This window comes from Polynucleobacter sp. MWH-Adler-W8 (genome assembly GCF_001889925.1).
Taxonomy (GTDB): domain Bacteria; phylum Pseudomonadota; class Gammaproteobacteria; order Burkholderiales; family Burkholderiaceae; genus Polynucleobacter.
This window is the reverse complement of record NZ_LZFI01000003.1, coordinates 20,092-35,291: the sequence shown is the minus strand read 5'-3', so window position 1 is coordinate 35,291 and position 15,200 is coordinate 20,092. Positions and strand designations below refer to the sequence as shown.

The 15,200-nt window shown below is 46.5% G+C and carries 17 protein-coding genes; 9 read left to right on the top strand and 8 right to left on the bottom strand.

Features of this window, described 5'->3' with window-relative positions:
• Positions 1–13: 13 nt before the first annotated feature.
• The 5 genes from AOC28_RS03580 to gatC are packed head-to-tail and all read right to left on the bottom strand — an operon-like array spanning position 14 to position 4,974.
• Entirely contained in the window at positions 14–1,015 is a 1,002-nt protein-coding gene (locus tag AOC28_RS03580; RefSeq protein ID WP_072582604.1) for a tyrosine recombinase XerC, read from the bottom strand.
• Entirely contained in the window at positions 996–1,670 is a 675-nt protein-coding gene (locus AOC28_RS03575; RefSeq protein ID WP_072582603.1) for a DUF484 family protein, read from the bottom strand. The genes AOC28_RS03580 and AOC28_RS03575 overlap by 20 nt, the downstream gene beginning before the upstream one ends.
• A 27-nt stretch (positions 1,671–1,697) precedes the next feature.
• Complete coding sequence (gene gatB / locus AOC28_RS03570; RefSeq protein ID WP_202816818.1) at positions 1,698–3,170, bottom strand: Asp-tRNA(Asn)/Glu-tRNA(Gln) amidotransferase subunit GatB; 1,473 nt, start codon at positions 3,168–3,170, stop codon at positions 1,698–1,700.
• Positions 3,167–4,684, bottom strand: coding sequence for an Asp-tRNA(Asn)/Glu-tRNA(Gln) amidotransferase subunit GatA (gatA, locus tag AOC28_RS03565; RefSeq protein ID WP_072582602.1), 1,518 nt, complete (start codon positions 4,682–4,684; stop codon positions 3,167–3,169). The genes gatB and gatA overlap by 4 nt, the downstream gene beginning before the upstream one ends.
• Positions 4,681–4,974, bottom strand: coding sequence for an Asp-tRNA(Asn)/Glu-tRNA(Gln) amidotransferase subunit GatC (gene gatC / locus AOC28_RS03560; protein WP_072582601.1), 294 nt, complete (start codon positions 4,972–4,974; stop codon positions 4,681–4,683). Before gatC ends, gatA begins: the two co-directional genes overlap by 4 nt.
• A 59-nt stretch (positions 4,975–5,033) precedes the next feature.
• Here gatC and AOC28_RS03555 point away from each other — a divergent pair, with 59 nt between their 5' ends.
• Genes AOC28_RS03555 through rodA form a run of 5 tightly spaced genes read left to right on the top strand, consistent with a single transcriptional unit; the run spans position 5,034 to position 10,607 of the window.
• On the top strand, positions 5,034–6,077 hold the full coding sequence (locus AOC28_RS03555) for a rod shape-determining protein (RefSeq protein WP_068319852.1): 1,044 nt from the start codon (positions 5,034–5,036) through the stop codon (positions 6,075–6,077).
• A gap of 24 nt (positions 6,078–6,101) precedes the next feature.
• A complete protein-coding gene (mreC, locus tag AOC28_RS03550; protein WP_072582600.1) occupies positions 6,102–7,037 on the top strand; it encodes a rod shape-determining protein MreC in 936 nt (311 codons plus the stop codon).
• Positions 7,034–7,558, top strand: a complete 525-nt coding sequence (mreD, locus tag AOC28_RS03545) for a rod shape-determining protein MreD (protein ID WP_072582599.1) — start codon at positions 7,034–7,036, stop codon at positions 7,556–7,558. The genes mreC and mreD overlap by 4 nt, the downstream gene beginning before the upstream one ends.
• Positions 7,559–7,566: 8 nt before the next feature.
• Positions 7,567–9,474 carry a penicillin-binding protein 2 gene (mrdA, locus tag AOC28_RS03540; protein WP_072582598.1) on the top strand — a complete coding sequence of 636 codons (1,908 nt, stop codon included), beginning with the start codon at positions 7,567–7,569 and terminating at the stop codon, positions 9,472–9,474.
• Positions 9,456–10,607, top strand: coding sequence for a rod shape-determining protein RodA (gene rodA / locus AOC28_RS03535; protein ID WP_072582597.1), 1,152 nt, complete (start codon positions 9,456–9,458; stop codon positions 10,605–10,607). Before mrdA ends, rodA begins: the two co-directional genes overlap by 19 nt.
• Before the next feature lie 89 nt (positions 10,608–10,696).
• Here the strand turns inward: rodA and AOC28_RS03530 are convergent, their stop codons facing one another.
• Positions 10,697–11,017, bottom strand: coding sequence for an HU family DNA-binding protein (locus AOC28_RS03530; RefSeq protein ID WP_011903860.1), 321 nt, complete (start codon positions 11,015–11,017; stop codon positions 10,697–10,699).
• 77 nt (positions 11,018–11,094) lie between these two features.
• Complete coding sequence (locus AOC28_RS03525) at positions 11,095–11,460, bottom strand: hypothetical protein (protein ID WP_072582885.1); 366 nt, start codon at positions 11,458–11,460, stop codon at positions 11,095–11,097.
• A 157-nt stretch (positions 11,461–11,617) separates the two neighbouring features.
• On the opposite strand from AOC28_RS03525, the gene AOC28_RS03520 reads away from it, so the two are divergent.
• Positions 11,618–12,514: an aspartyl/asparaginyl beta-hydroxylase domain-containing protein gene (locus AOC28_RS03520; RefSeq protein WP_202816822.1), complete on the top strand. Its 897-nt coding sequence runs from the start codon at positions 11,618–11,620 to the stop codon at positions 12,512–12,514.
• A 15-nt stretch (positions 12,515–12,529) separates the two neighbouring features.
• Here AOC28_RS03520 and AOC28_RS03515 read toward each other — a convergent pair whose 3' ends face one another.
• Complete coding sequence (locus AOC28_RS03515; protein WP_072582595.1) at positions 12,530–12,826, bottom strand: DUF167 domain-containing protein; 297 nt, start codon at positions 12,824–12,826, stop codon at positions 12,530–12,532.
• A gap of 22 nt (positions 12,827–12,848) precedes the next feature.
• Between AOC28_RS03515 and can the strand changes: the two genes are divergently transcribed.
• The 3 genes from can to AOC28_RS03500 are packed head-to-tail and all read left to right on the top strand — an operon-like array spanning position 12,849 to position 15,199.
• Positions 12,849–13,520 carry a carbonate dehydratase gene (can, locus tag AOC28_RS03510; protein ID WP_072582594.1) on the top strand — a complete coding sequence of 224 codons (672 nt, stop codon included), beginning with the start codon at positions 12,849–12,851 and terminating at the stop codon, positions 13,518–13,520.
• Position 13,521: 1 nt separating this feature from the next.
• Positions 13,522–14,421: a lipid A biosynthesis acyltransferase gene (locus AOC28_RS03505; RefSeq protein ID WP_072582593.1), complete on the top strand. Its 900-nt coding sequence runs from the start codon at positions 13,522–13,524 to the stop codon at positions 14,419–14,421.
• Positions 14,422–14,446: 25 nt separating this feature from the next.
• Entirely contained in the window at positions 14,447–15,199 is a 753-nt protein-coding gene (locus tag AOC28_RS03500; RefSeq protein WP_072582592.1) for a metallophosphoesterase family protein, read from the top strand.
• Position 15,200 lies beyond the last annotated feature (1 nt).

The following is a 15,200-nucleotide window of genomic DNA, read 5'->3' as shown; positions in this document are numbered from 1 at the left end:
CTTACCGAGTTCCTCAGCCTTTGCCAGCCTTTGCGCGGGGATGCGCTTTATCGTATGCCTGAGCTAGGTGCTGAAAATCTAAAGACGTATAAATCTGGGTACTAGCAATGCTGGCGTGCCCCAGCATCTCCTGCACCGCTCTTAAATCTTGTGAGGATTGCAGCACGTGGCTGGCAAAGCTATGGCGCATCATATGAGGGTGCACATGGGTGGGTAAACCAGCACGCATAGCTAAAGTACGCAATCTTGCTTGCACCGTACGCGGCGATAAGCGCTTACCTGTTGCCGACAAAAACAAGGCGATGGATTCTTCTGGATAAGTTCCAGCATCGCGCAGCTCTCGCCATGTAGCAAGTGATTTCATGGCAGGGGCTCCAACTGGAACAGAGCGTCGTTTGCCGCCCTTACCTAAAACCGTTACTTCAGCAGCATCCCAATCGAACCAGCCAGCAGATTCCTGTTGGCGATCTTTGCTTTGCATGACATCAATCCCCAAGAGCTCTGAAAGGCGCAAGCCAGAGGAATATAGCAAATCAATAATGGCAGCATCGCGGATGGATTCCAAATCCTTTTTTTCTTCGGCCTCTTTGACTGCTTGGTTTACCAAGGAAAGCGCCTGCTCGACGGATAATGCCTTGGGTAAAGACTTCAGACGCTTGGGCGCCTTGACGTCGTCAACCGGATTGGCAATTAAATTGCTGGTTACCTTGCCGGCACGGGCATCGCGCCTGGCATCTTTTTCAGTAAGCCAGTCATACCATCCTCGCCATGCTGAAAGGGCTCTCGCAATACTTCTTGAAGATTTACCTTTGGAATGTAAGCGGCCGGCCCAACGACGTACATGGCCGTTACTCACTCTTAACAACTCAATACTGTCTTCAAGAGCAAAGTTTTGCAGGTCACTCAGGTCCATGCCGTACGCTTTAAGCGTATGCGGCGAAAGTTGACGCAACACATGTAACCCATACAAATACTCTTGCATGAGAGGATGTAGTTCAGTCGACTTTAATTTCATAAGCCTGGATGCGATCCAAAGCTGCAGCAGTTAATTCGGCAATTTGACGCAAATAGAAAGCGCCCATATCCGCCGTAAAGCGGGATTCATCCTTACTGGCTAACAGCAACACCGCGGGCGATTGAGTGGCACCAATACTTTTGCCTAATGGCAACCCAATGGCCACCATGCTTTGCCATTCAGGATTAATGCTTGTCTGGCTTGCTAACAAATCTACGCTAGCTGCTGCCAACTCCTTAGCAGAGCCGCATAACGGGGTATCTATCCAAGGGCTAAAAGCAGAGTTAGGCGACAGTAATTGTGCAGACTCCACTTCGAATACTTCGGCTAGACCTAAGGTAATTGCAGACTCCACATCAGGTTTATTGTTGGCCTTCATCAAACGCAATAACCAAGCAACCAAACTTTGTTGGGTTTTGTCATTACGACTTCCAAAGTGCAACATCTCACTTAAGCGACGATTGAGCTCTTGATTTTGTGTACGCAATACCGTCATCTGACGCTCTTGCAAAGAGATCGCACGATCCTCATGTGGATGCTTAATCCGAATCTCATTTAAGAGATCAGCGTAACGCTCAAAGAAGCCTGGGGTTACACGTAACCACTCTGCAACCAATTCTTCTTGTTCGGCTTGCTTTGGATCGATTGCGCTCATGTATTTCTTTCTAAATATGTTCTTTGGTTAACCAAGCTTTTTACGCAAGAGTTCGTTTACCTGACTAGGGTTTGCCTTGCCTTGCGAGGCTTTCATGATCTGGCCAACGAGAGCGTTAAACGCCTTCTCTTTGCCCGAGCGGAACTCTTCAACCGATTTCTGGTTAGCCGCTAACACCTGATCAATGATGGCTTCAATAGCACCGCTATCACTAATTTGTTTCAGCCCTTTGGCTTCAATGACTTGATCAACGGTACTGATAGCTTTACCTGCGATAGCCTCTTCCCAAAGAATGGCAAAGATATCTTTAGCGATCTTATTAGAAATAGTGCCATCTGCCACACGCGTTAGTAATGGCGCTAAATGCTCCGCTTTTAATGGCGCGTCAGCAGTAGCAATACCTGCACGATTTAAAGAGGAAGCAAATTCACCAGCAATTAAATTGGCCGCGGCTTTTGCCAATGGCTTACCTACGATTACTAATAGCTCTTCAAATACTTTTGCGGTGTCACGATCTTGCGTGAGCAACTGCACATCGTAGGCACTTAATCCAAATTCACTTTGCCACTGCTCACGTAATTGCGCAGGCAATGCAGGCATCTTGCTGCGAACATCTGCAATCCATGCATCATCAATCACAACGGGCAATAAGTCAGGATCGGGGAAGTAGCGATAGTCGTTAGCATCTTCTTTACTGCGCATACTGCGGGTTTCACCACGATCAGGATCGTAAAGTCGGGTTTCTTGAACAACGGTACCGCCATCTTCAATCAGCTCGATTTGGCGACGCACTTCATATTGAATGGCTTCTTCCAAAAAGCGGAAGGAGTTCAAGTTTTTAATTTCGCAACGGGTACCAAATTCAGTCTGGCCTTTGGGACGCACAGAGACGTTCGCATCACAACGGAAAGAGCCTTCTTGCATATTGCCGTCACAAACCCCAAGCCATACCACCAAGCCATGCAAAGCCTTGGCATAAGCAACGGCTTCAGCAGCGCTGCGCATGACTGGCTCAGTCACGATCTCGAGGAGTGGTGTACCTGCGCGGTTCAGATCAATCCCGCTAGAAGGTTCGCCATGAGGACCTGTAAAGCCCTCTTCATGGACGGATTTACCAGCATCCTCCTCCATATGGGCGCGAGTCAATTCAACTACTTTTATTTCATCCCCGACCAAGATCTCCAGATGACCCCCAACAACCACCGGGATCTCCATCTGACTGATTTGATAGCCCTTAGGTAGATCAGGATAAAAATAATTTTTGCGGGCAAAGATACTTGCTGGCGAAATCTTCGCATTCACTGCCAAACCAAAACGAATCGCATGTTCAACAGCCTGACGATTAAGCACCGGCAAAACACCAGGTAGCGCTAAATCCACTGCGCATGCTTGCGTGTTTGGGGCTGCACCAAAGCGTGTACTTGCACCGCTAAAAATCTTGGATTGAGTTTGTAGCTGAGCGTGGGTCTCTAGACCAATGACGACTTCCCATTGCATCATGCCACCTCGCTTGCTGGACGCAAATGCCAATCGCTGGCTTGCTGATATTGATGCGCCATTTGCAACAAGCGTGCTTCAGAAAAATAATTGCCAATGAGTTGCATGCCAATAGGCAAACTATTTCCATTAAATCCACATGGGACACTCATCGCCGGTAAACCTGCCAAGTTTGTAGAAAGCGTATAAATATCTTCTAGATACATTTGCACGGGATCTTTAGATTTCTCGCCCAAACGCCAAGCCACATCAGGGGCTACAGGCCCCAGGATGACATCGCACTGATTGAATGCAGCCTGAAAGTCTGCCGCAATAATGCGACGAATTTTTTGTGCCTGCAGGTAATAAGCATCATAGTAACCATGACAAAGAACATACGTTCCAATCATGATGCGGCGTTTAACTTCGGCACCAAAACCTTCGGTACGTGACTTGGCATACATATCATTGAGATCGCGATACTCATTGGCACGATACCCATAACGCACGCCATCAAAGCGACTCAAATTACTCGATGCTTCTGCCGGCGCTAAAACGTAATACACCGGAATAGAGAGCTTGGTTTTTGGCAGACTCACATCAATCAATGTAGCGCCTAAATTTTCTAAAAGCTTGGCTGCTTCATTAACGGATTTCGCTACATCGCTTGCCAAACCTTCAGCAAAGAATTCTTTTGGCAAACCAACACGCAAACCTTCCAATGGTTTTGCGGGATTGGTATTACCTTCCTTCCAATGTTGATTGAGATAACGACCGTAATCTTCACCAGAATCAGCCAAGGAGGTAGAGTCACGCGGATCATGCGAAGACATTGCAGACAGCAACAAGGCGCAATCTTCTGCAGTTTTGCCCATCGGCCCAGCTTGATCTAGCGAGGAAGCGTAAGCAATCATGCCGTAGCGCGACACGCGCCCATAACTGGGCTTAATACCGGTTAATCCACAAAATGCTGCTGGCTGACGAATGGAGCCGCCCGTATCTGTGCCAGTCGCAATTGGAGCCAAACCAGCCGCAACAGCTGCAGCCGAGCCGCCAGATGAACCACCAGCTACGTGGGCAGAATTCCATGGGTTTAAAACAGGGCCATAGGCAGAGTTCTCATTAGACGAGCCCATCGCGAACTCGTCCATATTGGTTTTACCCAAACAAACCATTCCAGCGCCATGGGGATTACTTTCGTCTGGGATTCCCAGATTGGCAACCACCGTGGCATCAAAAGGACTTTGATATCCAGCCAAGATTTTGGAAGCCGCAGTGGACTTCCAGCCACGCGTTACAAAGACATCTTTGTGGGCAACGGGGATACCCGTCAACTTACCAGCTTTTCCAGATGAAATAAGCTGGTCTGCTTTATTTGCTTGCTCTAAGCTTAAGTGAGCATTCACATCAAGGTATGCATTCCACTGCATTCCAGCCTCAATACGATCCAAAAAGTACTGGGTTAACTCCTTGCTGGAAACCTCTTTTGCAGCCAGTGCTTTTGCCATCAAAGCGATAGGGGTGTTGTGCCAACTCATTCGATCACCTTTGGCACCAAGAAATAGCCGTCGTGCTGAGCAGGGGCTGATTGCATGTTTTCGGCACGATGGTCTGATTCAGTAACCTGGTCAACACGCATGGGTTGGGCCAAATCACGCAAAAAGAGGATTGGGTGAGCCAAAGGCTCAAGACCACTTGTATCAACGGCTTGCATTTCCTCAACCAAGGAAAAAATGGCCTGCAATTGAGGCAAAACTGCCTCGGCTTCTGCCTGGTTTAACACAAGCCTAGATAGGTGCGCAATGCGCTGGACATCATCAAGTTTCATGGGACGAGAGTATCATTCCTATATATTTTCATTAACACTTTCTATTTTCCCACTACATCATGTTTGGTTTTTTCCGCAGCTACTTTTCCAATGACCTAGCCATCGACCTAGGAACCGCTAACACCTTAATTTATATGCGTGAGCGGGGTATTGTCCTCGATGAACCTTCTGTTGTGGCAATTCGCCAAGAAGGTGGGCCAAACGGCAAAAAGACCATTTTGGCCGTCGGCAAAGAGGCAAAAGCGATGTTGGGTCGTGTTCCAGGGAATATTGAGGCCATTCGCCCAATGAAGGATGGCGTTATCGCTGACTTCACCATCACCGAACAAATGCTCAAGCAATTTATCAAACTTGTGCATGAAAGCAAATTATTAAAGCCAAGTCCACGCATCATCATTTGCGTTCCTTGCGGATCTACCCAAGTTGAACGTCGTGCGATTCGCGAATCTGCATTAGGCGCTGGTGCATCACAAGTATTTCTGATTGAAGAACCAATGGCAGCTGCAATTGGTTCTGGCTTGCCTGTCTCAGAAGCTGCGGGTTCGATGGTTGTCGACATCGGCGGCGGTACAACTGAAGTTGGCGTCATGTCATTAGGTGGCATGGTTTACAAAGGCTCTGTTCGTGTTGGTGGCGATAAGTTTGATGAAGCGATTACCAATTACATTCGTCGTAACTACGGGATGTTGATTGGTGAACAAACTGCTGAGCTGATTAAAAAAACGATTGGCTCAGCTTTCCCTGGCGCTGAAGTGCGCGAGATGGAAGTAAAGGGTCGCAATCTTTCTGAAGGTATTCCACGTAGCTTCACCGTTACTAGCAACGAAATTCTTGAAGCGTTGACTGATCCGTTGAATCAAATCGTGACTGCGGTAAAAGCAGCTCTCGAGCAGATCCCACCTGAGTTAGCGTCCGATATTGCTGAACGCGGCATGATGCTTACTGGCGGGGGAGCCTTATTGCGCGACCTCGATCGCCTCTTGCTTGAAGAAACTGGTTTGCCAATTCATGTGGCAGAAGATCCCTTAACTTGCGTGGCTCGTGGTTGCGGTATCGCACTCGAGCGCATGGATAAGTTAGGCGGAGTGTTCTCGCACGAGTAAGCGACCTACACGTCGACCAGGGAATTGCAACATAGCGCTCCACCACTTTTCAGACAGGGCATTCCGGCCTTACTTAAACTGATTGTCTGTCTGTCGATCAGCATCGCTCTGATGCTGATCGATTTTCGTTTCAAAGCACTCGACCCCATTCGCAACAACATCAATTGGATTTTGCGCCCACTTGAATATGTCATGATGGCGCCGCGCAATGCCTTTGAAGCAACGTCTGAGTATTTCACAACCAGATCGACTCTTGATCAAGAAAATCAAGTAATGAAAGTACGTCAGGCAGAGCTTTCTTTGCTGGCAAATCAATCTGAATTTTTGATGGTGGAAAACCAAAACCTGCGCGAGCTCATGACTTTGCAAAAACAGGTTCCATTCAAAACATTGCCGGTAGAAATTCTGTTTAACCCACCCAATCCAATTTCACAACGCATCGTAATCAATCGCGGCAGTAATGATGGTCTAAAGCTTGGCAACCCGATTGCCAATGATTCCGGGATTTTGGGCCAAGTGGTCCGCCTCTATGAGCGCTCTGCTGAGGTTTCCCTGTTGGAGGACCGTGATTTTGCCGTTCCAGTCCAAGTGGCCCGCAACGGCCTTCGTGCAGCCGTATTCGGCGCAGGGCGCGGCAACCCACTGGAACTTCGCTATTTACCGGTAGCCAGTGATTTGGAAGTTGGCGATATTTTGCTGACCTCGGGGATCGATGGCGTTTACCCTCCAGGGTTTGCAGTAGCAGTGATTAGCAAAATAGAGCGCAATGTTGATAAGAACTCTTCTAACGTCTTTTGTGTTCCCGTTGCGGCAGTAAATCGCTATCGTCAAGCGCTTGCACTGTTGTACGATCCGCAACTTGATGCCAAAGCGGCAACTGTGAATAACAAATCCACTTCTGGTGCGCCACTCAGCAATACGCCGGGCAGGCGCCAAACTCGCGCACGAGGCATGCAATGATCGATTTCCAGAGCGGCTATATTCTGCGCCCAGTAAATCCGGTCTTTATTTATTTCAGCCTATTTTGTGCGCTGCTATTAAACCTATTACCCATTGGTAATTACGGTTGGGTGCCAGATTGGTTAATCCTGTGTATTGTTTTTTGGAATATTCATCAGCATCGCTATGTCAGTGTCATCACGGCCTTCATTTTGGGCTTGATGATGGATGTACATAATTCCGATTTATTAGGATTGCACGCCTTTAGTTACTCTCTGGTCGCCTACCTTGCTATCTCATGGCACAGGCGCATTGTGGCTCTGACCGTTCTTTCCCAAGCCCTGCACCTACTCCCCATCTTCTTATTGGTATCGCTATTTCCTGTGCTGGCGCACTGGCTGCTCAGCGGTGAACTCTATTGGTGGGCTTTAACAGGTGCGATCCAGGCTTTGATTGAAGCAATGCTTTGGCCGCTAGCCACCCGCATCCTGCTTGCGCCGCAACGTCGCCCTATAGATGTTGATCACAATCGACCCCTTTAAAAAGCGGCATGGTTTCTTTTAAAAAACCGGATCTCGACTCTTTTCAAGAGCGCATTCATATTGCGACTCTATTTGTCACGTTTTGCTTTTTACTACTCATCACCCGTCTTGTATGGCTACAACTAGTAAGCCACGGAAAATACGCACTTCTGGCTGAAAGCAATCGCATTGCCTTGGTTCCAGCGCCAGCAAATCGTGGGCTCATTATTGATCGCAATGGCATCGTTATTGGTCGAAATTATTCTGCCCTTACCTTGGATGTGAATGCTGAAGAAGTCAAAGGGAACGTAGATCAGCTCATCAACGATCTTTCTGAAATCGTTGCTATTTCGCCTCGGGATCGTCGCAATTTCAAGCGCTCCCTGGAGGATTCTCGAAATATGGGCACTTTCCCTCTGCGCTCCATGCTCAACGAGACCGAAACCGCCCGGTTTATGGCCAATCGCTATCGCTTTCCTGGGGTAGAAATCCGGGCTAGAAGCTTTCGGGAGTATCCATACAACGAATTAGCCTCCCACCTGATTGGCTATATTGGCCGCGTTTCGCAACGTGACAAAGAGCGCATGCAGACTGAAATTGAGGGCGCCAAGGCCGATGATCCCGATGCTTTGCAGGCTTCTTTTTTGCGTGGCATTCAGTACGTAGGCAAGATTGGTTTAGAGCAAAGCTATGAAAATGTTTTGCGTGGCGTGCCTGGTTACGATCAAGTAGAAATTACTGCGGGCGGCAAACCGGTGCGTACACTTTCAAGCTCCCCTTCAGTTCCCGGCAAAAATGTAGTTCTCTCCGTTGATATCAAGCTCCAATATTTAGTTGAGCAACTATATGGAAATTTTCGCGGTGCATTTGTGGCCATTGAACCAGCGACAGGTGATGTATTGGCTTTTGTCTCTAAGCCCAACTTCAATCCGAATGATTTTGTGGAAGGCATTGATTCGGTGACTTGGAAAGAGTTGAATGACTCTCCACAGAAGCCGCTCTATAACCGCCCACTGAAAGGAATCTATCCACCCGGATCTACTTACAAACCTTTCATGGCATTAGCCGCTTTAGAAAATAAAAAGCGTACTCCATCACAAACAATTTCGGATCCTGGCTACTTTGACTTTGGCAACCACACCTTCCGGGACGATAAAAAAGGTGGTCACGGAATTGTCGATATGCAAAAGTCGATTGTTGAATCTTGTGACACGTATTACTACATGCTTGCTCGAGACATGGGGGTAAACATGATTGCCGATTTTATGAAGCCATTGGGCTTTGGTCAAATCACTGGCATTGATTTACAAGGCGAAGCAAGAGGTGTTTTGCCATCCACCGAGTGGAAGAAAAATACTTTCAAAAAACCTGAGCAGCAAAAGTGGTACGAGGGTGAAACTATTTCCCTGGGTATTGGACAGGGTTACAACGCTTTCACAATCTTGCAATTAGCCCATGCCATGGCAAACGTAGCTAATAACGGTATTGTGATGAAGCCGCACTTAGTCAAAGCCATTGAAGATCCATTTACTCGCAACAGAGTGCTGACAACCCCAAAAGAAAGTTATCGGATCGATCTCAATGCTGAGAATATTGAAGTGATTAAGAAGGCCATGGTCGAGGTTAATAACTCCGGCACATCTGCCGCAGCATTTAAAGGAGCTGGATATCAAGTGGGCGGAAAAACCGGAACTGCGCAGGTATTTAGTTTGAACTCCAAAGATTACAAACATGGATCCACAGCAGAATTTTTGCGCGACCATGCCTTGTATATCGCATTTGCTCCAGCGGATAAGCCAACCATTGTGATTGCGATGGTTGTAGAGAACGCAGGCTTCGGCGCGCAGTATGCCGCTCCGATTGCACGTCAAGCATTGGACTACTACATTGAGGGCAAGTGGCCCAAGGAGGTTCCGGAATGGAAAAGAGCCCCTTAATCAAAGTTAAAAGATTTTTCTCCAGCATCTTCGCTGGTTTAGACCGCCAGCTAGGCCTTATTCTGCTTGGCTTAGCGGCTGTTGGCTTTTTTACTTTTTTATCTGCAAGTCAAAATACTCCCGTACAAATTACAGATGAATTGCGCAATCTCGCACTCTCGTTTTTAGTGATGTGGATCGTTTCACGAATTCCACCAAAGTGGTTAGAGATGGGTGCAGTTTGGATTTATGGATTTGGTGTTGCCCTCTTAATCGCAGTAGCCGCATTCGGACTCATTAAAAAGGGTGCTCGTCGCTGGCTCAATATTGGAGTTGTCATTCAGCCATCCGAGATCATGAAGATTGCGATGCCACTGATGCTTGCTTGGTACTTTCAAAAGCGAGAAGGCATTCAAAAATCCTGGGACTATGGTGTTGCTACTGTGATTTTAGCGATACCCGTTTTTTTAATCGCACGCCAACCAGACCTGGGAACTGCGTTACTCGTTTTTGCAGCAGGACTATACGTCATCATCTTGGCGGGCCTGCCGTGGAAATGGATACTGCCATTTGTTGGCTTGGGCGCCATTGGCATTTTGTTAATTATTATTTTTGGTGGCACTATTTGTGCCAATGATGTAGTGTGGCCATTTGTGCACGACTATCAAAAGCATCGCATATGCACTCTGCTAGATCCGACTAGCGACCCACTCGGTAAAGGCTTTCATACCATTCAATCCATGATTGCTATTGGCTCTGGCGGATTCTTTGGCAAAGGTTGGTTCCAAGGAACGCAAGCGCATCTAGAATTTATTCCAGAAAAACATACTGACTTTGTCTTTGCAGTTTTTTCTGAGGAATTTGGTTTATTAGGCAACCTGGTATTGATTGCCTTGTTCTTCGCACTCATTAAAAGAGGCTTAGCGATCTCGGCGAGCGGGCCAAACTTATTTACGCGCCTCTTAGGTGCGTCAGTGACTTTAATTTTCTTTACCTATGCATTTGTCAACATTGGTATGGTGAGCGGTCTCTTGCCGGTAGTTGGAGTGCCGCTTCCATTTATTAGTTATGGTGGCACTGCATTGGTGACACTTGGCTTTGGCGCAGGAATATTAATGAGCATCCATCGTCACCGTCGTTTAGTGCAAAGCTAACTCAGCGTAGTGATGAATTGAATTGATTGAGATTTTTGATGAAATAAAAAAGCCCGGCATGCCGGGCTTTTTTATCAACAAAGGAAGAATTACTTCTTACGTTTGTTAACTGAATCTTTAAATGCTTTACCAGCAGAAAACTTAACAGTCTTTGCAGCAGCAATTTTGAGTGGCTCGCCAGTTTTTGGGTTACGACCCATACGTGCAGCACGTTTGCCAGAAGCAAAAGTACCAAAGCCGATCAGTTGTACTGAGTCACCTTTAGTAACAGCTTTGATAATTGTGTCGATTGCAGAATTCAATGCGAATTCAGCTTTGGCTTTAGAAATCTCCGCGTCGTCAGCAATCGCTGCGATTAGTTCGGCTTTGTTCAAGTGAAGCTCCTTATAGATATTGATGTCAGCGCACATTACGCTTACATGATTTTAACCACAAAAAATTACAAAAATAAAGTTGCGTTACAGCAATTTTTTACTACGACTACAAATTACTCATCCAAAACGGTGATATCAGAAACAAAATACTCGGTATCGCCAAAACAGGTAGTTGGCAAACCAATGTGTTGCTCATACTTAAGAGCCACCTTTTTACCCAAATTAGCATTTATTTTTTGCGCTACAGCATCTTCACGCACCGTAAAGAAGAATTTTTCTGACATTGTGCCTGGCATAGAAACCATGGCTAATTCGCCTTCCCAGGTTTTGCATACGTAACCGCGATTAGAGAATTTCTGAACATACCCCGCACGCTCACCGCTGCCATAGCTCCAAGTTAGCATTCCCCACGTATAGACTGAAATACCCACTAACCCAATTAAAACAAGGCTTAAGAGCCACTTTATAAAGCTATTCATAAGATCATCCTTAGCAAAACTCCACATAAACCCTAGGCCGGTTTTCAAACCCTCTGCTTGAAGTATATGAGCATCCGAGCATAAGAAATAGTCAATTTAGGGCTGATATACAAATTAAAATATTAACAATTACCCCACTTAGACAAAGCTCATGGAAATTCGCCACATCATCTTTTTTATTTTTATAGCATCGGCCGTTTGCGTCTATTTCAGAGGAAAGGTTCGTTTTGGGGTCATTAGATCTCTTACCGACTACCAAGTGCTTTTGGCTCCCGTAAATGCACTTTTGTATTTATTTTCAAAAGTAAAACCCGGTGCTTTTATTCCAGTAAGCCAATTTCCTGAAATGCAGCCCATCCAAGATAACTGGGAAATGATTCGACAAGAAGCGCTTTCACTGCAGGAAGGCGGATCTATTGCTGCGGCAACTGGATACAACGATATTGGCTTTAACTCCTTCTTTCGCACTGGATGGAAGCGTTTTCACCTCTGCTGGTATGGAAAAGAGGTGCCCTCTGCTCAAGCAGGTTGCCCCAAAACAGTTGCACTGCTTAAATCAATTCCCTCAGTCAAGGCTGCCATGTTCGCCTCACTACCGCCTGGAGCAACGCTGGTGCGCCACCGCGACCCCTATGCGGGCTCCTTGCGGTATCACATTGGCCTAACGACTCCCAACGACCCCAAATGCTTTATTGATGTAGATGGGGAGCGTTATTTCTGGAAAGATGGGGAAGCGGTCATGTTTGATGAAACTTACATTCATTTCGCTGCTAATGAAACAGATCAGCAAAGAATCATCTTATTTTGCGATGTCGAGCGCCCGGTTCACACTAAGGCAGTTACTCTATTCAATCGCTGGTTTGGGCGCTATGTAATGAGCGCTGCATCATCTCAAAATGTTGAAGGTGAAAAAATAGGCTTTGTAAATATTCTGTTTACCTATTTTTACCATCTCCGTGCACAAGCCAAAAAGCTCAAAGCAAAACATCGCTCCGTTTATTACGTAGGTAAGTGGGTGCTTATTTTGGGAATCTTATGGGCAATATTTTGGTAAGCGCCGACCTTTAAATCAAGGGCTCAACAACTGTACAATTTGCTCGGGACTGATGGGGCCCCAAATTTCTACTCGTTTCTTGCGGCTATTTTGACCAGAAACGAATTGAATTTGTTTTTGAGGCACCCTTAATTGCTTAGAAAGCCAAGCCAATAATAGCTCATTAGCCTTATTTTCTAAGGCAGGCGCCTGTAAAGAAATCTTTAAACAGCCGTCATGCAGGCCAACGACCTTGGTCACTTTGGCTCCTGGCTGACAATGCAAATTTAAGATTATTCCGGTGGGGGTTTGTTTTAACCAATTAGGCGTCATTAAAGTACTTTAAACTGAAAACATGCCATACAAAAATTCTCAAGCCCTAGAGCATCTCTTTACAAGCAACCGAGAGTGGGCCGAAGGCATGATCGCAAAAGATCCTGACTTCTTTAAGCGCCTAGTTAACCAACAGGCACCAGAGTATCTCTGGATTGGCTGCGCAGATAGTCGCGTGCCCGCAAACGAAATCGTAGACCTATTGCCAGGCGAGCTATTTGTTCACCGCAACGTAGCTAACGTTGTAGTTCACACTGATCTAAATTGTTTATCCGTTATTCAATTTGCAATTGACTTGCTTAAGGTCAAGCACATTCTGGTGGTTGGTCACTATGGATGTGCCGGTGTCCACGCGGCACTAAGTGATCAACGCGTAGGTCTTGCTGATAACTGGTTGCGTCATGTAAAAGACGTACATCAAAAACATGAGCGTTATTTAGGTGAAGCTATTCCAACCCCTAAGCGTCAAGATCGACTTTGCGAACTCAATGTCATTGAACAAGTGGTTAACGTATGCGAAACAACTATCGTGCAAGATGCTTGGGCGCGTGGGCAAGATCTCACTGTTCACGGCTGGGCATATCGTCTTGATACGGGCCTAGTAAATGATTTAGGTATGTCGATCAGCTCTACAGAAGAAATGTTAGTGCGCTACAAGAAGTCCATCAACCGTTACGAATCAGAGCAAAACTAATTTGCTGAAGTCTTTTTCCAATCAAGTAGTCGTCGTTCTACTCAAGCTTCTTGCCCTTTTGCCTTATAGGTTTCTGGTTGCTCTGGGCTACGGCCTTGGATATATTGCGGCTCGAATTCCAAGCGACAGAAATCGAGTGGTCAAAACAAATCTCCACTTATGCTTTCCAAGCTTAAGTCCGGCTGAAATCGACGATCTTGCCAAAGAGCATTGGCGATTGCTTGGACGCAGTCTCGTAGAGAAAAGTATTATCTGGTGCGGCAGCTCTAAACAACTGAGCAATATGATTGAGGTGAAATCAGCGGTTGACCTCTCAAGCAAAAAACCGCGCATCTTAGTAAACATGCATTTCACAGGGATTGAGGGCAGCATTATTTTGAGCGCGCTCTCCAAAACAAAACATTGGCCGCGCACTTCAGGATTTTTTCAGAGAATGAAGAATCCATTCTTTAACAAACGAATTGTGGAATGGCGCAACCGTTTTGGTGGGAATTCAATTGATCGCCAAGGCAACGCAAAGGCGATCATCCGAGAAATTCGCAACGGAGACTTCATCATCATTGCGCCGGATCTTGATTTGGGTCTTAAGGATTCTGAATTTGTGCCATTTTTTGGAATTCAAACAAATACCATCACCACCATTTCTCGTTTAGCAAAAATTACTGGCGCTGACGTATGCTTAATGACCACCACATTAAAAGCAGATGAATCAGGTTACCTTTGCGAAATTGGGAAGCCTTTAGAGAATTTTCCTGGGGCAGACCCCAAGTCAGACACCGCACGCCTTAATCAATGCTTTGAGGCAGAAATTCGACTTCGGCCGGCCGAATACTACTGGGTTCACAAGCGCTTTAAAAATCGACCAGATAATGGTCCGAGCCCCTATAACCCTTCTTTCTAGGGGCCTTTTGTCCTATCATTAAGGGATGACTGAACGTATTGGGCTATTTGCCGATCTCCACAGCAATTTAGAGGCTTTTGATGCCTGCATGGCTCGTGCCGAGGAACTTGGCGTTACTCGCATGGTGTTTCTGGGGGACCTCGTGGGCTATAACGCCGACCCTGTTGCACTGCTTGAACGCGTTGCCGGGCTTGTAGAAAATAAAAAAGCGATTGCCATTCTTGGCAACCATGATGAGGCTGTTTTTAAGGACAGCCGTAATCAAATGAACGCCAGCGCCAATGCCGCAATTGAGTGGACTAAATCTCAATTAAATAATGACCATGTAGATTTCCTTAAAAATCTTCCTCTGATGGTTCAAGAAGATCGGATTTGTTTTGTGCATGCCTCTGCTTACAATCCAGCCGAGTGGAATTACATTACTGACAGCATGAGTGCATGGCGTTGTGTACAAAGCTCTGGCAAAAATTACACTTTTGTTGGTCATGCACATGAGCAAGCGCTTTTTTATCAAAGCGCTGTTGGGAAACTCATTCGATTTGCACCATACCCTGGCGATGAAATTCCGGTACTACCTCATCGCCAATGGGTAGGTGTTGTTGGCTCTCTTGGTCAACCTAGAGATGGCAATCCAGAGGCCTGCTTTGCTGTTTTTGAGCCCGCTTCAGAAGCCCTTACATTTCATCGTACGCCCTACGATCACTACACTGCCGCAGAGAAAGTACGTCGCGCTGGCCTACCAGAAGACCTGGCAAACCGCCTCATCACCGGCAAATAAA

Excerpts from the sequence above, each read along its gene's own strand:
- AOC28_RS03580 (WP_072582604.1), bottom strand. The coding sequence starts at position 1,015 with ATGAAATTAAAGTCGACTGAACTACATCCTCTCATGCAAGAGTATTTG.
- AOC28_RS03575 (WP_072582603.1), bottom strand. The coding sequence starts at position 1,670 with ATGAGCGCAATCGATCCAAAGCAAGCCGAACAAGAAGAATTGGTTGCA.
- gatB (WP_202816818.1), bottom strand. The coding sequence starts at position 3,170 with ATGATGCAATGGGAAGTCGTCATTGGTCTAGAGACCCACGCTCAGCTA.
- gatA (WP_072582602.1), bottom strand. The coding sequence starts at position 4,684 with ATGAGTTGGCACAACACCCCTATCGCTTTGATGGCAAAAGCACTGGCT.
- gatC (WP_072582601.1), bottom strand. The coding sequence starts at position 4,974 with ATGAAACTTGATGATGTCCAGCGCATTGCGCACCTATCTAGGCTTGTG.
- AOC28_RS03555 (WP_068319852.1), top strand. The coding sequence starts at position 5,034 with ATGTTTGGTTTTTTCCGCAGCTACTTTTCCAATGACCTAGCCATCGAC.
- mreD (WP_072582599.1), top strand. The coding sequence starts at position 7,034 with ATGATCGATTTCCAGAGCGGCTATATTCTGCGCCCAGTAAATCCGGTC.
- mrdA (WP_072582598.1), top strand. The coding sequence starts at position 7,567 with ATGGTTTCTTTTAAAAAACCGGATCTCGACTCTTTTCAAGAGCGCATT.
- rodA (WP_072582597.1), top strand. The coding sequence starts at position 9,456 with ATGGAAAAGAGCCCCTTAATCAAAGTTAAAAGATTTTTCTCCAGCATC.
- AOC28_RS03530 (WP_011903860.1), bottom strand. The coding sequence starts at position 11,017 with ATGTGCGCTGACATCAATATCTATAAGGAGCTTCACTTGAACAAAGCC.
- AOC28_RS03525 (WP_072582885.1), bottom strand. The coding sequence starts at position 11,460 with ATGAATAGCTTTATAAAGTGGCTCTTAAGCCTTGTTTTAATTGGGTTA.
- AOC28_RS03515 (WP_072582595.1), bottom strand. The coding sequence starts at position 12,826 with ATGACGCCTAATTGGTTAAAACAAACCCCCACCGGAATAATCTTAAAT.
- can (WP_072582594.1), top strand. The coding sequence starts at position 12,849 with ATGCCATACAAAAATTCTCAAGCCCTAGAGCATCTCTTTACAAGCAAC.
- AOC28_RS03500 (WP_072582592.1), top strand. The coding sequence starts at position 14,447 with ATGACTGAACGTATTGGGCTATTTGCCGATCTCCACAGCAATTTAGAG.